Annotated in this window: 20 protein-coding genes; 4 read left to right on the forward strand and 16 right to left on the reverse strand. The window is 37.4% G+C overall.

Going from position 1 to position 18,744, the window contains the following annotated elements; genetic code table 11:
• Nucleotides 1-87: 87 nt before the first annotated feature.
• The gene (locus SFC47_RS14180) at nucleotides 88-732 is read right to left on the reverse strand and encodes a LytTR family DNA-binding domain-containing protein (protein WP_411254937.1); all 645 of its coding nucleotides are present in this window, start codon (nucleotides 730-732) and stop codon (nucleotides 88-90) included.
• The gene (locus SFC47_RS14185) at nucleotides 729-1,466 is read right to left on the reverse strand and encodes a DUF2161 domain-containing phosphodiesterase (protein ID WP_411254938.1); all 738 of its coding nucleotides are present in this window, start codon (nucleotides 1,464-1,466) and stop codon (nucleotides 729-731) included. The genes SFC47_RS14180 and SFC47_RS14185 overlap by 4 nt, the downstream gene beginning before the upstream one ends.
• A 200-nt stretch (nucleotides 1,467-1,666) precedes the next feature.
• On the opposite strand from SFC47_RS14185, the gene SFC47_RS14190 reads away from it, so the two are divergent.
• The gene (locus SFC47_RS14190; RefSeq protein WP_411254939.1) at nucleotides 1,667-3,235 is read left to right on the forward strand and encodes a hypothetical protein; all 1,569 of its coding nucleotides are present in this window, start codon (nucleotides 1,667-1,669) and stop codon (nucleotides 3,233-3,235) included.
• Nucleotides 3,236-3,294: 59 nt separating this feature from the next.
• Here SFC47_RS14190 and SFC47_RS14195 read toward each other — a convergent pair whose 3' ends face one another.
• From SFC47_RS14195 to SFC47_RS14205, 3 genes are all read right to left on the reverse strand, one after another.
• Complete coding sequence (locus tag SFC47_RS14195) at nucleotides 3,295-4,395, reverse strand: threonine aldolase family protein (protein WP_411254940.1); 1,101 nt, start codon at nucleotides 4,393-4,395, stop codon at nucleotides 3,295-3,297.
• 146 nt (nucleotides 4,396-4,541) lie between these two features.
• Entirely contained in the window at nucleotides 4,542-5,534 is a 993-nt protein-coding gene (gene bioB, locus SFC47_RS14200; RefSeq protein WP_411254941.1) for a biotin synthase BioB, read from the reverse strand.
• 20 nt (nucleotides 5,535-5,554) lie between these two features.
• Nucleotides 5,555-6,145 (reverse strand): biotin transporter BioY, encoded by a 591-nt coding sequence (locus SFC47_RS14205; protein ID WP_411254942.1) that lies wholly within the window; start codon nucleotides 6,143-6,145, stop codon nucleotides 5,555-5,557.
• Between the two features lie 222 nt (nucleotides 6,146-6,367).
• On the opposite strand from SFC47_RS14205, the gene SFC47_RS14210 reads away from it, so the two are divergent.
• The gene (locus SFC47_RS14210) at nucleotides 6,368-6,808 is read left to right on the forward strand and encodes a GNAT family N-acetyltransferase (protein WP_411254943.1); all 441 of its coding nucleotides are present in this window, start codon (nucleotides 6,368-6,370) and stop codon (nucleotides 6,806-6,808) included.
• A gap of 117 nt (nucleotides 6,809-6,925) precedes the next feature.
• Here the strand turns inward: SFC47_RS14210 and SFC47_RS14215 are convergent, their stop codons facing one another.
• From SFC47_RS14215 to SFC47_RS14255, 9 genes are all read right to left on the reverse strand, one after another.
• The gene (locus SFC47_RS14215; protein WP_411254944.1) at nucleotides 6,926-7,942 is read right to left on the reverse strand and encodes a S66 family peptidase; all 1,017 of its coding nucleotides are present in this window, start codon (nucleotides 7,940-7,942) and stop codon (nucleotides 6,926-6,928) included.
• A 68-nt stretch (nucleotides 7,943-8,010) separates the two neighbouring features.
• Complete coding sequence (locus SFC47_RS14220) at nucleotides 8,011-8,565, reverse strand: GNAT family N-acetyltransferase (RefSeq protein WP_411254945.1); 555 nt, start codon at nucleotides 8,563-8,565, stop codon at nucleotides 8,011-8,013.
• A 26-nt stretch (nucleotides 8,566-8,591) separates the two neighbouring features.
• Nucleotides 8,592-9,260 carry a phosphatase PAP2 family protein gene (locus SFC47_RS14225; protein ID WP_411254946.1) on the reverse strand — a complete coding sequence of 223 codons (669 nt, stop codon included), beginning with the start codon at nucleotides 9,258-9,260 and terminating at the stop codon, nucleotides 8,592-8,594.
• 138 nt (nucleotides 9,261-9,398) lie between these two features.
• On the reverse strand, nucleotides 9,399-10,484 hold the full coding sequence (locus SFC47_RS14230; RefSeq protein WP_411254947.1) for an FAD-dependent monooxygenase: 1,086 nt from the start codon (nucleotides 10,482-10,484) through the stop codon (nucleotides 9,399-9,401).
• A 192-nt stretch (nucleotides 10,485-10,676) separates the two neighbouring features.
• Nucleotides 10,677-11,084: a DUF3147 family protein gene (locus tag SFC47_RS14235; protein WP_411254948.1), complete on the reverse strand. Its 408-nt coding sequence runs from the start codon at nucleotides 11,082-11,084 to the stop codon at nucleotides 10,677-10,679.
• Between the two features lie 15 nt (nucleotides 11,085-11,099).
• Nucleotides 11,100-11,462, reverse strand: a complete 363-nt coding sequence (locus SFC47_RS14240; protein ID WP_411254949.1) for a DUF3147 family protein — start codon at nucleotides 11,460-11,462, stop codon at nucleotides 11,100-11,102.
• A gap of 195 nt (nucleotides 11,463-11,657) precedes the next feature.
• A complete protein-coding gene (locus SFC47_RS14245) occupies nucleotides 11,658-12,632 on the reverse strand; it encodes a D-2-hydroxyacid dehydrogenase (protein ID WP_411254950.1) in 975 nt (324 codons plus the stop codon).
• Nucleotides 12,616-12,807 carry a hypothetical protein gene (locus SFC47_RS14250; RefSeq protein ID WP_411254951.1) on the reverse strand — a complete coding sequence of 64 codons (192 nt, stop codon included), beginning with the start codon at nucleotides 12,805-12,807 and terminating at the stop codon, nucleotides 12,616-12,618. The genes SFC47_RS14245 and SFC47_RS14250 overlap by 17 nt, the downstream gene beginning before the upstream one ends.
• A 71-nt stretch (nucleotides 12,808-12,878) precedes the next feature.
• A complete protein-coding gene (locus SFC47_RS14255; RefSeq protein ID WP_411254952.1) occupies nucleotides 12,879-14,324 on the reverse strand; it encodes a DEAD/DEAH box helicase in 1,446 nt (481 codons plus the stop codon).
• A gap of 361 nt (nucleotides 14,325-14,685) precedes the next feature.
• Between SFC47_RS14255 and SFC47_RS14260 the strand changes: the two genes are divergently transcribed.
• Nucleotides 14,686-15,276, forward strand: a complete 591-nt coding sequence (locus SFC47_RS14260; RefSeq protein ID WP_411254953.1) for a guanylate kinase — start codon at nucleotides 14,686-14,688, stop codon at nucleotides 15,274-15,276.
• Between the two features lie 30 nt (nucleotides 15,277-15,306).
• On the opposite strand, the gene SFC47_RS14265 is transcribed toward SFC47_RS14260, so the two are convergent.
• Nucleotides 15,307-16,881, reverse strand: coding sequence for a histidine kinase N-terminal 7TM domain-containing diguanylate cyclase (locus SFC47_RS14265; protein WP_411254954.1), 1,575 nt, complete (start codon nucleotides 16,879-16,881; stop codon nucleotides 15,307-15,309).
• Between the two features lie 209 nt (nucleotides 16,882-17,090).
• Here SFC47_RS14265 and SFC47_RS14270 point away from each other — a divergent pair, with 209 nt between their 5' ends.
• Nucleotides 17,091-17,543 (forward strand): S1 domain-containing RNA-binding protein, encoded by a 453-nt coding sequence (locus SFC47_RS14270; RefSeq protein WP_411254955.1) that lies wholly within the window; start codon nucleotides 17,091-17,093, stop codon nucleotides 17,541-17,543.
• A gap of 59 nt (nucleotides 17,544-17,602) precedes the next feature.
• Here SFC47_RS14270 and SFC47_RS14275 read toward each other — a convergent pair whose 3' ends face one another.
• Nucleotides 17,603-18,610 carry a DUF3231 family protein gene (locus tag SFC47_RS14275; protein WP_411254956.1) on the reverse strand — a complete coding sequence of 336 codons (1,008 nt, stop codon included), beginning with the start codon at nucleotides 18,608-18,610 and terminating at the stop codon, nucleotides 17,603-17,605.
• Between the last annotated feature and the right edge of the window lie 134 nt (nucleotides 18,611-18,744).

The following is an 18,744-nucleotide window of genomic DNA, read 5'->3' on the forward strand; positions in this document are numbered from 1 at the left end:
CGGAAGGGTTTCATCTAAATGGAAAATGTGGGATTAACTACGGAATTTTCAGACAAAACAGCAAATTTGATTTCTAAAGCAGCAGATTCAAAACCCAAGCAGCCTGCGAAAATAACTTGAATAAGATTGACTAACAGGAACTCTGTCCCCGTTATCCATTGAGAGAATAAAGGTGGAATGCGTATCAGGGAAAATCTCCTTAATATGATTAACATTCACTATAAACGAGCGGTGACAGCGGATAAAATGATCCTTTGGCAGCAGAAATTCGAATTCCTGCAGGGTATTTTTATGGGTTCCAGAATGTTCCTTTCCATTTACAAAGGTTTTTTTCTCCTTGGCTTCTAAATAAATCACATCAGAAAAAGGCAAGGGAATCCAGCCATCCTCTGTTTTAATCGTTACCACTAATTTACCACTTGTTAATGAAGGAAAAATCGCTGTTACGCATCCTTCCAGATTTCCTTCATGAAAGAATGGAACTGCCATCCCATGATAAGGAATGCCAAAGACATCCCGATCAATAAATTCAGATACCTTCTGTCTAGAAGTGATTGCCTTATGTGCGATGGTCCCTTCCTTCAACCTGTCTCCACGCCGAATCTTCAAATCCACCCTTTTACTAGGACGATAGTAGATGTATTCATTCGTATCAGAGACTGCAATTGAAATTTCCTCCGAAAATAGTTCACTAATGACATCCAAAAGAGAAACAACTGTAATACTCTTCAAATGATTTCTCCCCCATCCCCTATTTTATCGAAATAATATTTTACTAACTCCTGATGCTCTTGCATCTCAAGCTTTCCTTTGTCCGTTATGATATAAGTACCTCTCTTGATCCGTTCAAACCAGCCATAATAGTTTTTTGTTAAGATTGAGGGGACTTTATCGCCTGCTCCCAGATCCTTTAATGCCTTTGGGGATAACGGTCCCATTTTATCTAGGAAACAAGCAATTTGAATACAATTTTCTTTATAGGCAGTCATGATTTTCGTCCGAGTGCTGCCACCCACATTGAAATCAGCACTGCGTCCGCTAATTTCCTTTAAAATGGCTTCCCTCTTCATCTTATTTCTGCCGGCTGCCTTTTTACCAACAAAGGGAGTTGGATGGATAAGGATCTCTGCTTTGGAAGTGTTACCTGGTAAGGAAACAACAATTAAACCAAGCTCCAACCTTTTAACGAGATGGCATTTGTCTTTCCACTGCTTAGAATTCAGGCGGCCTTTTGGTCTAGGAATGGCAATGTAAACCTGATCCGTTAATTTTTGCCTTTTAGCTGCCTGAATAAGAAGGTCCACACTCAAGGTGAGTTTTAATTCCACAATGACCAGCTCATCCTCTTTCACCGCAACCATATCACAGTCCCTTACTTCACCATATACCTCATACCCTTCTCGTGAAAAATACCTTTGAATAGGTCTATATAAATCTACCTCTTGTAGTTTTTTCTTTTCTTTCATCAGAATCTCCTAATATCTTGTCTCCTTGTCATCTTAACATGAAAAGGGGCTTGGTTTAACAAAGATTTTTTAAAGAAAAAGCTGATAACATTTTTTTACAAAAGAAATGTATTGGAAATAGCCTATTCTGTCAGAATTATGTTACTATTATTTTTGTTAAAATAATTAGAGAATGTTAAGCAGTTACATGGGGGATTATTATGAAGAATAAATTCTTAGCACAGCTATATTGGGTAATACCCGGGGTCATCCTTATTTTCGGATTTCTATTATTATTTTATCAAAACTTTACTAGAGTGACAGAACCTCCATCCTCAGATTGGAGCAGGGCCCTAACGATTGGCATAACGGATTTAAATAAGCTGCCTCCTGTAAAAATAACAGAGGATGGAGATTTTGTTTTCACTAGATTTGAAGATGGAAAATTAGCCACTACAACACTAGGAACAGACTTTAAGGTTAAAGAACAGAATTCTTATAACATTCTAGTTGATAAATGGACACAAGTATATCAGAAGGCTGATTCAATTATCTACTTTGATTATAAAAATATTTACGATCAAAGTAAGGAAACGGTAATTACAAATGTAGAGAAGTTCTATCCTCTTGAAAACACCATATTGTATGTAAAAGATAACGAACTCTTTCAGCTTTCACCGGATAATAAGAAATCCGAAAAGATTATGGATGTTGATTTAAAGAAACAGAATATTATACCACAGGAAAACGAAGAGGAAGTGAATATACTAGCTTATTCTTCGGACCCAAACGGAGTGGACCTTACATTACACCAATTAGCGAACGGAAAAATTAGTACCGTTTATCAAACAAGATTAAAGGTTGATCCAGGAAAAGTTGTTAATGATATTTCCTTTGCGATGGAAAATCAAACTTTAGCAATTTTACTCCAGGAGGAACTGCAATCCACACAAGGAAATCCAGAGTTTTTCAATTATTTTATGCAAACAAAGATTACCAAAAAGGATACACCTCCGCTATTTAACCTGACTTTTTATGATCCTGCAGGGACTAAGAGCCTGACCGAAGTATCAGATGTTGTCCTAAAATTAAAGGATGATAAGGCAGCCGTATTATTTCACGCAAATGGGCAGACAGAAACTCAATTCAATGATAGCACCACCTTTAATATTTATAGTGCTGAAATAAATGAGGAAGGCAGAACGAAAACAGAGAGGCGCAGCAATACACCTGAAATTTCAACTAACCCGCAGTGGATAAATGAAGACACCATTGCATGGGTGGATTTAGATGGTGATGGACATAAAATAAAAATCTCAACCGCCAATAAAGATGATATCAATGATTTAATTGAATTCACACAAGATGATTGGCTTCATGCACTTGGAAAAACGCTCGGCATGGTGACCTCCTCGTTTTTTGGCATTGCTTTTTCTGTCATTTGGTTTATATGGCCAGTTCTTTTCATTGTGTTCATGTATATGTTCAGAAATAGAATTGCAGATCGTGACCCTGCTTGGTATTTTTATACAGGAATTGTGCTTTATGCGGCAGCAGCCATTATTTGGAGAGAGCGATTCTTTGTCGACAACATTTATCAGAACGCACCGGACTACTTAACTTTCACTGGCAGCTCCTTTATTTACATGCTTGTATTTGCAATCATATCTTTTTGGTTAACAAACCATACAAAAAAGACAAATCATTGGGCTGGTACAATTAGGATTATGTATTTTGTTGGTGTTCACATCTTACTTTTAACCATATTCTTTGGTCCATATATTATCTAATTGCATATTGAAGCTCCCCATCTGAATCTAAATGGGGAGCTTTTTTATATGGATGAAGCTTACCTTACACTAATGTCCTTCATTTTTTCATTAAGGAGATTGAAAACCTTTGATAATTCTTGTTTTGGAACCTGTGAGTACAAATCCCCAATGCTTACTTCGAAGTAACTGGTTGATTCGGCTTCTTCACGAACATAACTGGTTAAGCCAACGCCAGATTGCTCATATAAAGCTGCTAATATTATTTCCATTTCCTCTTTTGGTGCATGAAAGTGCACATGAAACATATTGGAAACTGGTTCCAATGGTTTGGTGGACACAACATGACATTTGTTAAAATAGCTGGCCAATTCTTTTGCCTCTTCATAATACTGATTCATTTTATTGATTCGTTGATTAAAATAATAATCAGCACTTAGGAAGTACGGATAAAGGCTGATTAAATCTCCGCCATGACGCCTTTTCCATATTTTTGACTCATCTGAGAAGGCTTTGTCCCCTGCAAGAATGGCACCAGCAATCCCGCCAATTCCTTTATAAAAAGAAATATAAACACTATCAAAAAGCGCACAAACCTCTGCAGCAGATTTTTGATAATATGGAAGTATCTCAAAGAGTCTTGCTCCATCTAAATGTAATTTGATACCTTTTTGCTTACAATATGCTGATATATTCTCCAGGGTTTTGTAATCTGGCAGTTGGCCGCCAATTTCCCTTTGCGGCAATTCGAGTAATAAGCAGGCAATCTCTTCCTTTAAACTCATTACATCTTCAAGCTGGATTACGCTCTCTTTATCGGCTAATAAAATAGACTCAATATGGTGTAATGTCTTTAGTCCATCTTCTTCATGAATCTCTAAATGGCTTAATGGATGGTAAGCCACTTTATTGATTCCCTTTTGGTCACACCATATACGCAGTGCGATTTGCTGAGCCATTGTTCCGCTTGGAAAAAAGACTGCAGTCTCCTTTCCAAGATACTCTGCCATTTTCGCTTGGAAATCGTCGATGACTTTGCCCTTGCCGTACATTTCGCTTTCTGTCTCTCCATCGATATTCATGATCGCCTCTTTTAACACTTGTATATTTCTTTGACCATGACCAGGTACCTTATAAGGGGTTTTTTTATAAGCTTCTGCTAAAACATTTTTCTCAGACATTATGTATCTCCCTTCAGGACATGTATTACTGAATATTATCTACTATCTCTATATTAACAGTTGTTTGTCTGACCTAAAATAAATATCACAGAAAAAAAGGACATCATCAATAGGATAATGCCCTAACCTTACTTTAATTTTTTTTGTCATACATTAATGGTTTCATTAACAAAATCTACTTCAAAACCTAAATCCTCTAGCATTTGATGATCTGCTGTAGTTTCTTGTCCTGAAGTGGTTAAGTAATCTCCTACAAAAATAGAATTCGCAGCATATAATCCAAGCGGCTGCAAACTGCCTAGGTTCACTTCACGTCCACCTGAAATTCTGATTTCCTTCGTTGGATTCACGTACCGCATAAGCGCTAAAACCTTTAAACAGTATCTTGGATTCAATTCCTTTGTACCTTCAAGAGGAGTACCATCAATCGCATGTAGAAAATTAACAGGTATGGAATCTGCATCCAATACCTTTAGACTCATTGCCACGTTTACTACATCCTCTTTCGTTTCCTTCATACCAACAATTATCCCTGAGCAAGGAGAAATCCCTGATTCTTTTACTAACTCAACAGTATTAACTCGATCATGATAAGAGTGTGATGTGGTGATGGAGTCGTGATGATCTTCTGAGGTGTTGAGGTTGTGATTGTAGCGGTCAACACCAGCTTCCTTCAGCTTGGCTGCCTGGTCTGGTTTTAAAATTCCAAGGCAGGCACAAATCTTCATCTGATATTTGTCCTTTATTTCCTTTACTGCAGAAACAACCTGGTCTAATTCATGATTACTAGGACCACGGCCGCTTGCTACAATGCAATAGGTCCCAGCATGAAGCTGATAAGCTTGGTCTGCTCCTTTAAGGATGGTATCTTTATCCACCATTCGATATTTTTGAATCGGAGCATTAGAGATACTTGATTGCGAACAATAGCCGCAATTCTCAGGACAAAGACCTGATTTCGTATTAATTAACATATTAAGCTTAACCTTATTTCCATAATAATGATGGCGAATTGTGTAAGCTCCCTGCAAGAACTCTAATAACTCCATATCCGAGGAATTAAGAATGCTTAATGCCTCCTTTTTTGTAATCTCATGTCCATTTAGCACCTCTAAAGCCAATACCTTCCATTTCCTCAAAACAATCCCTCCACTTACTATTAGCTCGCTTTTACAACATTGCTAGTCTGACTTCTCTTCAGGGTGCGTTTTAACCTATGTCCCATGATACCCGCAAAAACTGCTAGAATTATATCTTTTGGCAGTGGCACAACCATCCATAACCAAGCCATTTTATAGGAAAAAGCTTCTGGTGCAGCAACCCAAATTTTATAAGCAGCATACATCCAGTTCGTTCCAAATACATAGTTAATTGCCATCCCTATTAGAGCTGCGAAAGCATATACCCGAACAGTATTTTTCATCTTTTCAATTATGTAACCCGTTGCGTACGCTGTAAAAACATAAGAAACAATAAAACCAAATGTAGGCCTAAGTATATGACCAAATCCACCGCCAAATTGAGCAAATACAGGAACACCTACTAAACCAACAAATGCGTAAACCATCATGGCGATGGCACCCAATCTACTGCCAAGAACCACTCCTGCTAAAATAGCAAAAAATGTTTGCAAAGTAATGGGTACTCCCCCTACAACCATAAATGGTGCAATCGCTGTAATGTTAGCTCCTACCGCCATTAGAGCCACAAACATTGCTGCTAACGTGAGATCAATCGTTCTAAGTTTCATAACCAGCCCTCCAAAATATTCATTAAATTAAGAATAATTGGTCCGTTTATTTATGTCAACCAAAAATATTTTTAAGTTTACACAATTGAACATTTATTTTTGAGTAATCTTTTAAGAAGCACTACAGTATCCACATTAAACCAGTATTCATACAATAGGATAGGTATTCGACTAGATTCTAGGTATGAATTAATCTGGGCTTTAAAGGAGATGAAAAGGCTGATGACAATTAGAAAAGCCACCTACGAGGAGACTCAGCGAATCTTAAATTACCATTTAGAGGTATTAAAAGAAGCCACCATGGGTTATGTTAAGCCAAGCCGTGAAAAAGCAATAGAAATGATGACTCCTTTTTTATATGGCGGAGGGTATTACCTTGTTCGAGTAAAAAATAATGCTATTCAAGGCTGGGTGGGATTAGGACGTATCATCGATCAAAACAGTGATGAAGAGGTTGGCTTTATCAATGAAATGTATGTGCTCCCACCCTATCGAAATCAGGGTGCGGCTGAAAAATTATGTAAGGCCGCTTTCATTCAATTACGAGCGGAGGGTCATAAAAAGGTGCAACTAAATGTTTACGCTGGAAACCATGCTAAGCATCTTTACGAAAAGCTGGGCTTTAAAGACGTTTCCACTCTTATGTCAAAAAACTTAGATTAATAAGTTATGTTATCCATTTATCTTATCATTATATCATTTGCATTAGTTATGTTCCCATATAAGAAGGTCACCAGAAAATTCTGATGACCTTTATCACTTTTCTACCCTGCTGCTATTCTATTCTTTAAAGTATTGCACGACCGTCCCTTTACCTTCATCCACTTCAACCACTCCATATGCTCCATTCACAAATGTAATCTGTGGCGGTACATGGCCGCAGTCAATGTCATAGACAATTGGGATTTGGAGTTCATTGGACAAGTCTAGGTAGACATCCTCTATTGTATAATTTTCAACGGGACCATTAGCAGGACTTCGACCAAACATAATACAAGAACAGTTTTCAAACCACCCTGCTAATTTCATTTGCACTAACGACCTGCGCAGATCCGCTGTAGATAACTCACAATTTTCCAAGTACCATATGACGGGTTCATCCCTAATATGCACTTCCCTAAATTTCTGTAAATCACCATAAGGGGTACCAATTACATGTCTGATGATGTCGATGCAGCCACCCAGCAAACGCCCTTCCGCTCTTACTTTATCACCTGAAAGTGTTTTCCATTTGGTTTCCTCAGTTAGATGAAACACACATGGAGAAGGGTTATCATGCTGCCACTTCTGTTGATATTTTTCAGATGAATATTGGGTAATAGATGCTCTTGTTTTTGTAGATAACACACTTTCCCACATAGCGGTTGTCTTATCAAAATATTCGCCTCTTAAATCAATTAAGTTCGTTCCATGTGCGGTAGCGATACCTGTCTTTAATGTAATAGCCAATAACAGCAAGCTCGTATCCGAATATCCGAGAACCCATTTGTTTTTCATACTATCAAATTCAAGCTCATCAAGAATTTCAATGAGCAGCTCCCCGCCCCATGGTGGAAGGATGAGGTCTATGTTTTCATCCTTCATCATTTCATTTAACTCTTGGGCTCGCTTGGTTGCTGGAGCAGATTTCGCTTTATTCTGGGTCCAAACAGTATCCTTGCAGATAACCTTATAGCCCCTTTCCTCCAAGCGAATGCCTGAAAGTTTCACCAACTCATGTAGATCCTCTTTCACGCCGGATGAAGGTGCGGTTACTCCTATCGTTGCTCTTTTTTTCAAAAATGGATATGTAATCATTCTAGTTCTCCCCTTTCCCTAACCGTAGGATTTGTTACCATTATTCTACAGTTTTCCTCGGAAAGGTACTAGGTCAATTTGTAAGATTCTTTATGAAATGCTGCCATATATTTGAGGGAATCTTCCCCTTTTAATGGAGTGGCAGGCTTATTTTTAAGGAAAAGAACCATCGCCATGTAGTGTTGTGGTCCCCATTTATAACAATGCTGATAATCATCTAACAGCTGGAATCCACATTTTTCCCAGAATTGAATTCTTGCTTGATTTTCAGGCGTAACATCACATTCAACTTCAACCAAAATACGTTTGAATTGGGTCTCCGATCGTGCCCAATCTACCATGCAGTCACAAATTTCTATTCCTATTCCCTGACCGCGCAAATCCTGCCGTACTGCTAAATAATCCAGCAGCAGTACACTTGAGCTGGGCATAGAGCCCGTCAGTGCCATTGCAAAAACCTCATCGCCTTCCATTAACACGTGGAGAGAACTAAGCCCCCTTGCAAACATATTACGAATAATCTTTTCTGGTTTTCTTGCATGTTCTCCGAAAGCAAGATTATAGATATCTCTGGTCTTTTGCCATAGGTTTTCATCCCATTGTTTCGTTGTAATAAATTTCATCCTTTATGTTCCTTTGTTGAGAATTTTCACGATCTTTTCAGCATCCTGCCTGCATAATTTGGCTGCCTTTCCATATACCATTGGAAGAACCAAATCGATGCGGCCAGCCAAAAGCCACTGGCAAAATAACCTCCAATGACATCACTTGGGTAATGGACACCTAAATAAATTCTGCTAACTCCTATCATAAACACTACAAAGGCGCTAAACAGCAGTAATAGGATACGACCTGCTCTAATAAAGATATGGCGCCAAAGCAAAAAGGTTAGAATTCCATACACCGTAAAAGCATTCATGGCATGCCCGCTTGGAAAGCTATACCCTCCAATTTCTATCAGGCGATGTAAATCGGGACGTGCTCGTTGGAAGATTTCTTTAAGTAATAAGTTCAGTAAAGGTGACCCCGCAACGACAGCAATAAATAATATCAATTCTTTTCTGTGGTGCAGTACCTTATAAAGAAAGAAGATAATGAATAAACATAACACCACTACAACTTGTGTTGAACCAACCACCGTAAAAAACTCCATAACCCTGGTAAGGTAAGGAGACTCTTGGGCTTGTACAGCTCCAATAATACTATGATCAAAATTCATTATCATATCTGCCCTTATGAGAATGGCCACGAAACTAAAAGCCACGAGCGAAACCAGACTAACAATAAATGCACGAGTAAGTTGAAACTTAAAATTCATAGCTTTACCCCTTCATAATCGATACACATATAATTTCCCATCCAAACGAATCCTACTAACACATCACAAACAAAAAAGCACCAAATATACAAAAACCGCTGCATAAGCAGCGATTTTTGTATATTTGGTGCCTGTCACCTAGGCGAATTTCTCCGCTAAGGTTGTTTCTTGTTTTACTTGCATGATTTGTTGTGTTTTGATTTCGTTTCTTCTGTTCATTTCGAATAGTTTCAGATGCTCTGACTGAATTTTATTTTCAAATATTGCTTTGGTTAGGATTGGCGCTAAGATATGAGCGTCTTTCATTCCACAATTAATTCCGATTGCTCCTGTTGGCGTCATGGTATGGGCAGCATCCCCGATGAGGATTAATCCATCCTCTACCCATGTTTCACAACGAGAGCTTTGTACCTTTAAACATACAAAATCGTTCCATGATAAAAGGTTCTTTTTTACACTATCCTCAAGTTCTGGAAAACTTTCGATTAATGGTCCTAGAAAGGGCTGAATGGAACCTTTTCTTAGGGTTGGAAAGGAGCCTTCAGGAATATTCCAGCCAATTTGGATGAGCCCTCCAGTCTGTGAAAACAATGCCAACTGATGTCCGTTTACCAAAACCATTCTGGTTGTCGGTTCCCAGTCTTTTGGAGCCGGAATTTTTGCCCACAGAACGTCATACCCGTGGGTCATTTCGATCGTTGCAATTTTTGCAAGCTTCCTGACTGTTGAGTAGCGGCCATCTGCACCTATCGTAACCTTGCTAGAAATGTGGATTTCTTCCCCATTTTGTATGGCTTTCACACCAGTATAATATCCCTGGTCATCTTGAATCAATTCTTTAACAGTTGTGTTAAATAATAGTTGAAAATGGTTATTTTCCTCTGATTCTTCGATAATTGCAGTTAATAAATGTGCTTGTGGCACATGAATTCCTACATGTTCCTCGTGGTTTCTAGGAGTGATACTTTTTACTATATTTCGACCAGCAAAGTATTCAACTTTCTTCATTTTAAGAATACCCAGCTCTTCTATTCTCTTAAATAATTTATGTTGTTTTAGAATTTCCTCTGTTTCAGCGTTAATATGTTCCCCTCTAAATTGACGATTAACTCCAGCAGACCGTTCAATAATTAAGGTAGATACCCCGTTTTTAGCTAGTAAATGTCCGAGTAATGTCCCTGCAGGTCCGCCGCCAACGATACAAACATCTGCTTGTAAGTTCATTATACCCACCTTCTAATGTTATATTATTTTATCAATATATCATAAATGTATTATAAAAATTTAATTTAGTTCAATAAGTTTCTTCATAAGAAAAAAAGTTAAGTATAGAGTAACAAATTAATAGTTCATGGTCAATCATTATTTGTTTATGCAGCAAACAAATAGACGGCCAACAGCCGTCTTATTTTTACATTATTTATGTCTCAACAAAATATCAGACAGAATATTTATCTTCACACTGTTTTTTCTGTTATCTTTAATCTTGTCTCTTAAGAAGGATACTAGGATAGAACTTCCCAGCCAAAACAGGAGGCCAAAAATAATACTCATAGTCCAATTGCCACTGACTTGTAATACGGTCCAAACCGTCGCCACGCAGACAACACCGCCAATCATTCCAAAAACCGATCCATTTGCAATTTTTGCAGCCTTCTTTGAACCAGAAGCTATTCCCACCATTAAAACAGCTGTAATCATCACGGCTGGAAATGCTGCAAAGATTCCAGCAAGGATCTTCCACGGAGAAATAACTGTTATCATGTAGCTTATCATTACGGCTGTCCCGCCAAGAATAAAGCGAATCAGTAAATCTTTATACATAAACAGCATCCTTTCTCATGAGTAAGTTGTAATCATCACAACAGCCATAGATACGACTAACCAAAATCCCATAGCCTGTAAAAGGCCGCGTTTCCATCCTTGTCTGGGCAGCAGGTATCCTGCAAGAATGGCAACCAATATATTAATTCCCATGCCGATGATCGCGCCTTTCGATAATAGAATGGAATGTGCAACTAATTCATTTCCACTAAAATCTAAACCCACTGTCAATAAAGCCGCTAAATACACGGCTGGAAATGCTGCAAAGATACCCCCAGCTTTTTCACCTAAATTCCTAGCAACAAGTGTTGAAACAACGACAGCTGCTCCACCTAATAAAAATCTTATAAGCAAGGCACTTAACGATAGTTCTCCCATGGTGTTCCACCCCTGTTTTTATGTAAAACTAAATGAATTTGCTTATAATTGTGAATTTATTCACATTTAATGATACAATTTCATTCTACCGCATTTTTTCTTCTCCATATGTGAACATTTCCTAACTTTTTTTAAAGCGTTACCATATTAAAGAAAAAAACCCTTTAATTAGGGTTTTGTTTATTCTCTCTATTCTTAATAACCTTTTTTTGTATCAACTTTATTAATCAAAAGCTTGTTTTCTTCGATATTTTTAAGTGTTTCCAGAAAGCAGAGAGCCCCCTCATTTGCTGTTGTAACGGCTGAAATATGAGGAGTAACTTGAACCCTTGGGTGACTCCAAAATGGATGGTCTTCTGGAAGTGGTTCTTGTGCAAAAACATCGAGTACGGCAAATCTAGCATTGCCGTCATTAAGCGCCTGCAGTAAAGCTCCTTCATCTACCGAAGCTCCTCTTCCCACATTAATAAATCCTGCATATGAAAGTTGGTTAAAGATGGAACTGTTGAATAACTTTTCTGTCATTTCTGTCAGAGGCAAAGTATTGATCACATAATTCATTTCATTTAAGCGAGAAAAATGAGAATCCAGCTTAATGACTTCTGTAAAATACTTTTTTTCTTTACCGCTTAAAGAGACCCCATAAACGTTTACACCTAACCCAGAAAAAACTTTCGCAATCATTTGACCAATTTCGCCGGTTCCATACACGAGAACTTTTTGACTTCCTATTAATTTAGGCGTACGCTGCTCCCATTTTTTTTTCTGCTGTTGTTCATGGAAAGTATCATGAAATTGTAAATCCTTCAGGATGTAACTTAAACAATATTCTGCAATTCTTTGCCCAAACGAACAAATTGTTCTGGTTAATAGGATCTCATTATTCCATTCCTTCTTATATAAAAAACGGTCAACCCCTGCACCTAGCGAATGTACCCATTTGACTGAGTTATAGTCATAGTCAGCCTTTAAATTAAAAGAAACAAGAGCGTCTGCCCAGCTTAAATCATCCTGGGTCAGCTCTTCCTCAGGGATAAAACGGAAGGATTTTCCTGGGACTTCATTTTTTATTAATACTTGAAGTTCTTTATACATTGGGCTGACAAATAAAATATTACTAATATCCATTTCTTTCCCCTCTTCTAAACAAAGCTTATTCCTTTTGCACATCGAGTGCTTGGTAGGCTGTCTGATACCTCCCGCCATCTGCTACTTCTGAATGATACAGTGCCTTAAGTGCAAAGTTCTTTTCAAGATCATGTTCATTTATCAATTCTTTTAAATGCGTCTGGAGCTCTTTATTTTCTTTCACTAACTGTTTCATTTGGGATTTAAAATACTTCATTTTGATACTCCTTTTTCATTATAAAAAATAAGGACGATTATTGTATATTTAATCGTCCAAAATTAGGTAAATTATTTTAACGCCTTACTCACTTTTAGCTTTTTCCCTTTTACGGTTGTTTGTTCCATCGCCTGAAGCACTAATGAGCCTTTTCCATTTAAGATGTCCACATAGGTTAGGTTGTCCTGGATGGTGATGATGCCGATATCTTCTGCGGAAACTCCAGGTATATTAGAGATGGTCCCTACAAAGTCTACTGCGCGGAGCTTTTTCTTCTTACCGCCGCTGAAATGGAGTTTGGTAATATCCTTATTAATTCGGGCACTTTTATTATTCCTAACAACTCTCCTGCCGCTTAGTTTTTCTTCAAATGCTGCTTTCCCACTGGTAACCTCTTCAGGGGTTGGTCCTTCTACCTTAGGGATTTCAAAGCCAATGTATCGTTCTATAGCCTTAACAAATTTCACTTCATAGGGTGTTGCAAACGTAATCGCTTTTCCTTTGTTTCCAGCTCTTCCTGTTCTTCCTGTCCGGTGAACATAACTCTCTTTTTCCATGGGTACATCATAGTTAACAATCAACGTTACATTGTCAATATCGATTCCTCGAGCAGCGACATCGGTTGCTACAAGATAGCGGAAATTCCCCATTTTGAAACCATCCATTACACCAAACCGATCTTCTTGTTCAAGTCCGCCATGCAATCTTTCACAAGAATAATGGGCTTTTTCCAATTCTGCATAAACATGTTCCACATTTTCCTTTGTTCGGCAAAAAATGATACAGCTATCTGGATTTTCAACCACGGTTACATCTTTCAACAATGATACCTTCTCTTCATCCTTCACTTCTAAGAGTGCATGTTCGATTGTATTCGTAGTAACTCCAGTCGCACCAATATCAATATGGACAGGATCCATCATGTATTGATGACAAAGGTTTTCAACATCCTTTGGTAAGGTTGCTGAAAATACCATCGTAACACGGTCCTCTGGGAGTTCTTTTATGATGGCTTCCACTTCATCAATAAAGCCCATATTTAACATTTCGTCCGCTTCATCAATGATTAGATATTTGATTTTATCTAATTCGAGCGTTCCTCTTTCGATATGATCAAGCGTACGGCCAGGAGTCCCGACAACTACATGTGTTTTCTGTTTTAATTCTTCCTTTTGTTTTGAGAAAGGTTCTTTTCCATACACTGCCATCGCTTTTATTCGTTTAAACCTGCCAATATTCGTAACATCTTCCCGAACCTGGACAGCCAGCTCCCGGGTAGGTGTAAGGATTAAAGTCTGTGGGTTCTTTTCTTCCCATTCCATCTTTTCACAAATAGGGATTGCAAAAGACGCAGTTTTACCACTCCCCGTTTGTGACTTTACAACTAAATCTAGATTCTTTAATGCCTTCGGAATCACTTCTTTTTGTACTTCGGTGGGATTATCGTATTTTAATACCCTAAGCGCTCTATTTATTTCCTCACTTAATTGATAATCCTCAAACAATTTCTCACTCATTCTCTAACCTCATTTTTTTGTATTATCAAACTTCTAATTAGGATTTCTCTGAAAGAATGATCATATTCAAAATCTGAATATGTCCATTATACTTGAAATACAAGACATTTCGACTTTTTATTTCAACACATCTCTACACTACAACTTTACAAGATATAAGAGAAAGGTTACATTTAATGTATAGGATGTTTAGCACATTTCTCTATACTAATATCAGAAAAGTCAAAAATATACTAAAAAATCTGATATAATGGAAATATCCTGTTTTAGGATAGTATAGATCACTTACATAACAGCAATTTTATACATCTGTGGATCTCTTTTTTTTATTAAACTAAATTTTTCTATTAGGAGGTAATCTATGTATAAGATCAAGGATAAAGAAAAACTATTCATTTACACTGGACCCGATGGCTCTGGGAGAAAAACTATTGCCAAAATGGTCGCGACCGCATTTGATATGGAAACGGTCCTCTCGTACACAACTCGTCCTCCCCGTCATTATGAGCAAGATGGCGTAGACTACCATTTTGTGACCGTAGAAACCTTCAACAAGCTAAATGACAATCAAGAATTTCTTGAATCTGTAGAAATTGATGGATTTCATTATGGAATTCGTGAAGAAGATATTGTCAAAGCGTTTGAAGACCATAATCTTGTTTATTTGACTCTAAATCCTGAAGGCACCGAAAAATTGAAAGAGATGTATGGTGACAAGGTAATGCGATTATTCATTTATTCAGATCGTGATACGGTTATTGAAAGACACCAAGCACGAAATGATAGAGAAGAAGATATCCAAAGACATTTAGCCCACTATGATGAAATCATGGCTTATAAAAATCAATGCGAGCATGTCTTTGAAAACTATGACTCACCCCAGGTTTCCTACCAAGTTAGTGAGGTCATTGAAGCATTCCTCGATCAAAATCGCATTGTTACTGATTATTAAAAAAAGGTCCAGCGATAGGAACATCACCTATCATTGGACCTTTTTCACTTTTACTTGGCCAAAAATCTGAACGCAGTTTCTGCCATTCCGTTTTGCTTCATATAAAGCCTTGTCTGCACACTTCATCAGTGTTTGAATGGATTGTCCATTTTTTTCAGGCAAAATCTTTGCAAATGAAATGCCAAAGCTTGAGGAAACGTTGATTTTGATACCGTTTATATCACTTTCATATTCTACAATCCTGGTCCGGATATTATTCGCTAACGAGTATGCTTCCACTAAAGACGTGTATGGCAAACAAATAACAAATTCTTCTCCCCCATAGCGTCCTATTACATCTGTATCTCTAAGACTTTCCTTTGCTATAGAAGCAATATTTGTTAATACACGATCACCTGTATCGTGACCGTAGGTATCATTGATTTGTTTAAAGTGGTCAATATCAAACATGATTACTGCCACATTTCCCCCGTTTATTTTCAGGGAATTAATAACCTTTTCAGTTCTTCTCATAAAATAGGAACGATTATATACATCTGTTAACCCATCCATTCGGGCTAGCTGCTGAAGTTTTTCCTGCAATCGTACCCGATCGGAAATATCCACAAAGGTAATGATCTTACCTATTTCCTGACTATTTTTATTTAGAACGGGGGAAAAACGAATTTGATAGTGAATAATTTCCCCATCCTGATGAATCTGATAGTCTTTTTCCTTCCCCTCACTGAGAATCTTTGCGAGAGGTGAATTACCCTCCAACATTACCATTAGACTTTTTCCTATAACTCGGGATTTTAATCCAGGGATTACTTTCATGACTGCAGGGTTATAGTCTACAATCATACCCGCCTGATTTAAAACAATGACACCTTCCCTCATACTGGTAAATATGGTATCCATAGCAATTGGAGCCACATTAAACATTTGATACGAAACAATCGCAGCTCCATGAAATAAAAAGGACAAACTCATTGATACAGGTCCAAGGTCAATACCATAAGGACTCAAGCCATTCATATAGAAATACGTAGCAATAATGGGAACAAGGAGGCCTGCTGTCATCGTTAAGATTTGCATACGAAACCGAAATAATGATTTTTTCATTTGTTTAAGCAAAATAATGACACTAAACATAATGCATAAAAACGTAAAGATTGAATGAACGTAGAACCATGGTCCACCGTCTAACTTCAATATTGGAAAAGTCGTATCACTTCTTACTTCCATTGTCTTGTAGTAGAAATGATGAAGATCATTTGTACTATGAACAAAGATAGTTAAGATAGGGGCAGCAAACAGCGAATAAAAGATGCCTTTTTTTATTTTAAGCCCCACATACTCGAAGCACATAAATAAGATACATAAAGGGATGAATGGTAATGCAAGATATTCGAGACGCAGCCAAAACTTCATTTGTTCAAGTGTTACACTCGTAATCTCAAAGACGTAAGAAAAAGTAAAAACAGCTGAAAGGTAAGTTACCAAGATATAATATCTAGCTCCTGGTGCCTCCTTTGCTTTAATAAGTGTATAGCTTCCTAAAAAGGTACTTAACATACCTGCTAAGATAACTGCTATTATATATAGCATTATTTCTTGATTCATTTTTGGGTGTACTCCACAATCTATAGAATAATGATTAGTTAATTATATAGCAGGCTAAAACATCATGACTAGTTTTATTTATAGTGAAATTAGGATATCAATTTTTTCAGCACTTTAAACGGAAAGAAACATGAGAGATACAAGGTTGTAATTATCAAATTAACACTGTATAATTAAGTGTTGAAAACATTATTTAGGGGGAACTCTTTTTGTCGATCGAAGTAGGCAGCAAAGTACAAGGTAAAGTAACGGGTATTACTAATTTTGGAGCGTTTGTAGAATTACCAGGTGGCACAACGGGTCTTGTGCACATCAGTGAGGTAGCTGATAGCTATGTTAAAGATGTTAATGATCACCTCAAGGTGGGAGATCAAGTTGAAGTTAAGGTAATTAGTGAGAAAGACGGTAAAACTGCCTTGTCTATAAAAAAAGCTATTGATAAGCCAGAAGGTCAAACTTCTTCTTATTCCCAACGTCCACAGCGCCAAGGAAGAGATAACAGGCAATCAAAAGACTTCCGTTCAAAAGGCAGCAATTTTAAGCCAAAAGAGAACTTTGAAGATAAGATGGCTAAATTCTTAAAAATGAGCGAAGAAAACTTATCAAGCTTAAAGCGCAATACTGAAACGAAACGCGGCGGCAGAGGCGGAAGACGCGGATAATTATAGATAAAGAAGGCAAGCCAATTTGGCTTGCCTTCTTTTATGGATTCATAACTTCCTTAATTTTTTGCCAAATCTCTTCGATTTGGTGCTAATGGCGGCTGCTCTAACCACTCGTTTTCAATCATTAGATTTGCACCATCCTCAGATAGTTTTAAGACCTCCATATTAAAACGTGAATAATCCACAACCAGATCAGTTCTTTGGCTTTCCGAAATGGCAATCCCATAATTACCTATTCCAGCATAAATCATCAAACTAAAATGAAACAACATTAATTTGTCCGAAAACGGGGATTCAGTTGAATCTGTAACTTCCTGTTCAAAGGAGGTTGGAATAGAAAGTGAGTTCATTTCTAGATAACTGCTTAAGACTTTAATATGCTTAAGCGATACATCTTTACCTCTTAAAAGATATTTCCGAACTTTTTTGGACTTGGCTGCCTGGCTAAATGCGGTTGTAATCGCAGCGCCCAGCTGGTTCGTCAAAATGTTCGCACTTAGATTCGTAATCTCTGTTCCTGTAAGGGCCTCCCTTCTTCCTAATCCTTCAATAATAAAAGATTGCTTATGAACAAACTCTAATTTTTGTGGATACGGAATCACAGGAGGGCGCATCGCGAGTCCTTTTTCTAATAAAAGTACCGTTGCTTTTGTATCCAATTCCAGGGTATCTTTTAAACATTCTGAGTAAAATGAACGGATATCGTTACGATAAACATTCTGCAAGACTCTACCATAGGTAACCAACCCGCCTTTAGACATGTTCCGAATATACCTTAGATAAAAAACATCAGAGAATAACCGTTTTGCAAATAAATTAACATCCTGTTCTGTAAATCCTTGTGGGATTTGGATTTGTTCCTTAATAAAAATCTCCCGAATAAACTCTACATGTTTTTTTGATAAATAAAGTGCATAAGTAATTAGTGCCTTAATATCAGTGTCATCAATATGTACTAGGAAAAACTTTAAAATACAGACAGACATACTATCTGCAAGATAACTTGTCCATAGATAGGACAATTCCGATGCCGTTAATCTAATATTTTCACGGTTTTTTTCCATTAATAATTCCTCCTACAATCTGCAAGTATAATATTTCCAGATTAAGAGGAAATTATTTACGGTAACCTTTAGTCCAAACAACTTTCTGTTCCTAAGAATAAGTATATTTTAATTAACATGCAGTTACAGGAGGT

The organism is Neobacillus niacini, assembly GCF_046591715.1.
GTDB classification, from domain to species: domain Bacteria; phylum Bacillota; class Bacilli; order Bacillales; family Cytobacillaceae; genus Neobacillus; species Neobacillus niacini_L.

Coding starts and splice junctions, on each gene's coding strand:
- SFC47_RS14255 (WP_411254952.1), bottom strand. CDS start 14,324: ATGAGTGAGAAATTGTTTGAGGATTATCAATTAAGTGAGGAAATAAAT.
- SFC47_RS14210 (WP_411254943.1), top strand. CDS start 6,368: ATGACAATTAGAAAAGCCACCTACGAGGAGACTCAGCGAATCTTAAAT.
- SFC47_RS14205 (WP_411254942.1), bottom strand. CDS start 6,145: ATGAAACTTAGAACGATTGATCTCACGTTAGCAGCAATGTTTGTGGCT.
- SFC47_RS14240 (WP_411254949.1), bottom strand. CDS start 11,462: ATGGGAGAACTATCGTTAAGTGCCTTGCTTATAAGATTTTTATTAGGT.
- SFC47_RS14235 (WP_411254948.1), bottom strand. CDS start 11,084: ATGTATAAAGATTTACTGATTCGCTTTATTCTTGGCGGGACAGCCGTA.
- SFC47_RS14220 (WP_411254945.1), bottom strand. CDS start 8,565: ATGAAATTTATTACAACGAAACAATGGGATGAAAACCTATGGCAAAAG.
- SFC47_RS14190 (WP_411254939.1), top strand. CDS start 1,667: ATGAAGAATAAATTCTTAGCACAGCTATATTGGGTAATACCCGGGGTC.
- SFC47_RS14215 (WP_411254944.1), bottom strand. CDS start 7,942: ATGATTACATATCCATTTTTGAAAAAAAGAGCAACGATAGGAGTAACC.
- SFC47_RS14185 (WP_411254938.1), bottom strand. CDS start 1,466: ATGAAAGAAAAGAAAAAACTACAAGAGGTAGATTTATATAGACCTATT.
- SFC47_RS14195 (WP_411254940.1), bottom strand. CDS start 4,395: ATGTCTGAGAAAAATGTTTTAGCAGAAGCTTATAAAAAAACCCCTTAT.
- SFC47_RS14230 (WP_411254947.1), bottom strand. CDS start 10,484: ATGAACTTACAAGCAGATGTTTGTATCGTTGGCGGCGGACCTGCAGGG.
- SFC47_RS14225 (WP_411254946.1), bottom strand. CDS start 9,260: ATGAATTTTAAGTTTCAACTTACTCGTGCATTTATTGTTAGTCTGGTT.
- SFC47_RS14260 (WP_411254953.1), top strand. CDS start 14,686: ATGTATAAGATCAAGGATAAAGAAAAACTATTCATTTACACTGGACCC.
- SFC47_RS14275 (WP_411254956.1), bottom strand. CDS start 18,610: ATGGAAAAAAACCGTGAAAATATTAGATTAACGGCATCGGAATTGTCC.
- SFC47_RS14265 (WP_411254954.1), bottom strand. CDS start 16,881: ATGAATCAAGAAATAATGCTATATATAATAGCAGTTATCTTAGCAGGT.
- SFC47_RS14245 (WP_411254950.1), bottom strand. CDS start 12,632: ATGTGCAAAAGGAATAAGCTTTGTTTAGAAGAGGGGAAAGAAATGGAT.
- SFC47_RS14250 (WP_411254951.1), bottom strand. CDS start 12,807: ATGAAGTATTTTAAATCCCAAATGAAACAGTTAGTGAAAGAAAATAAA.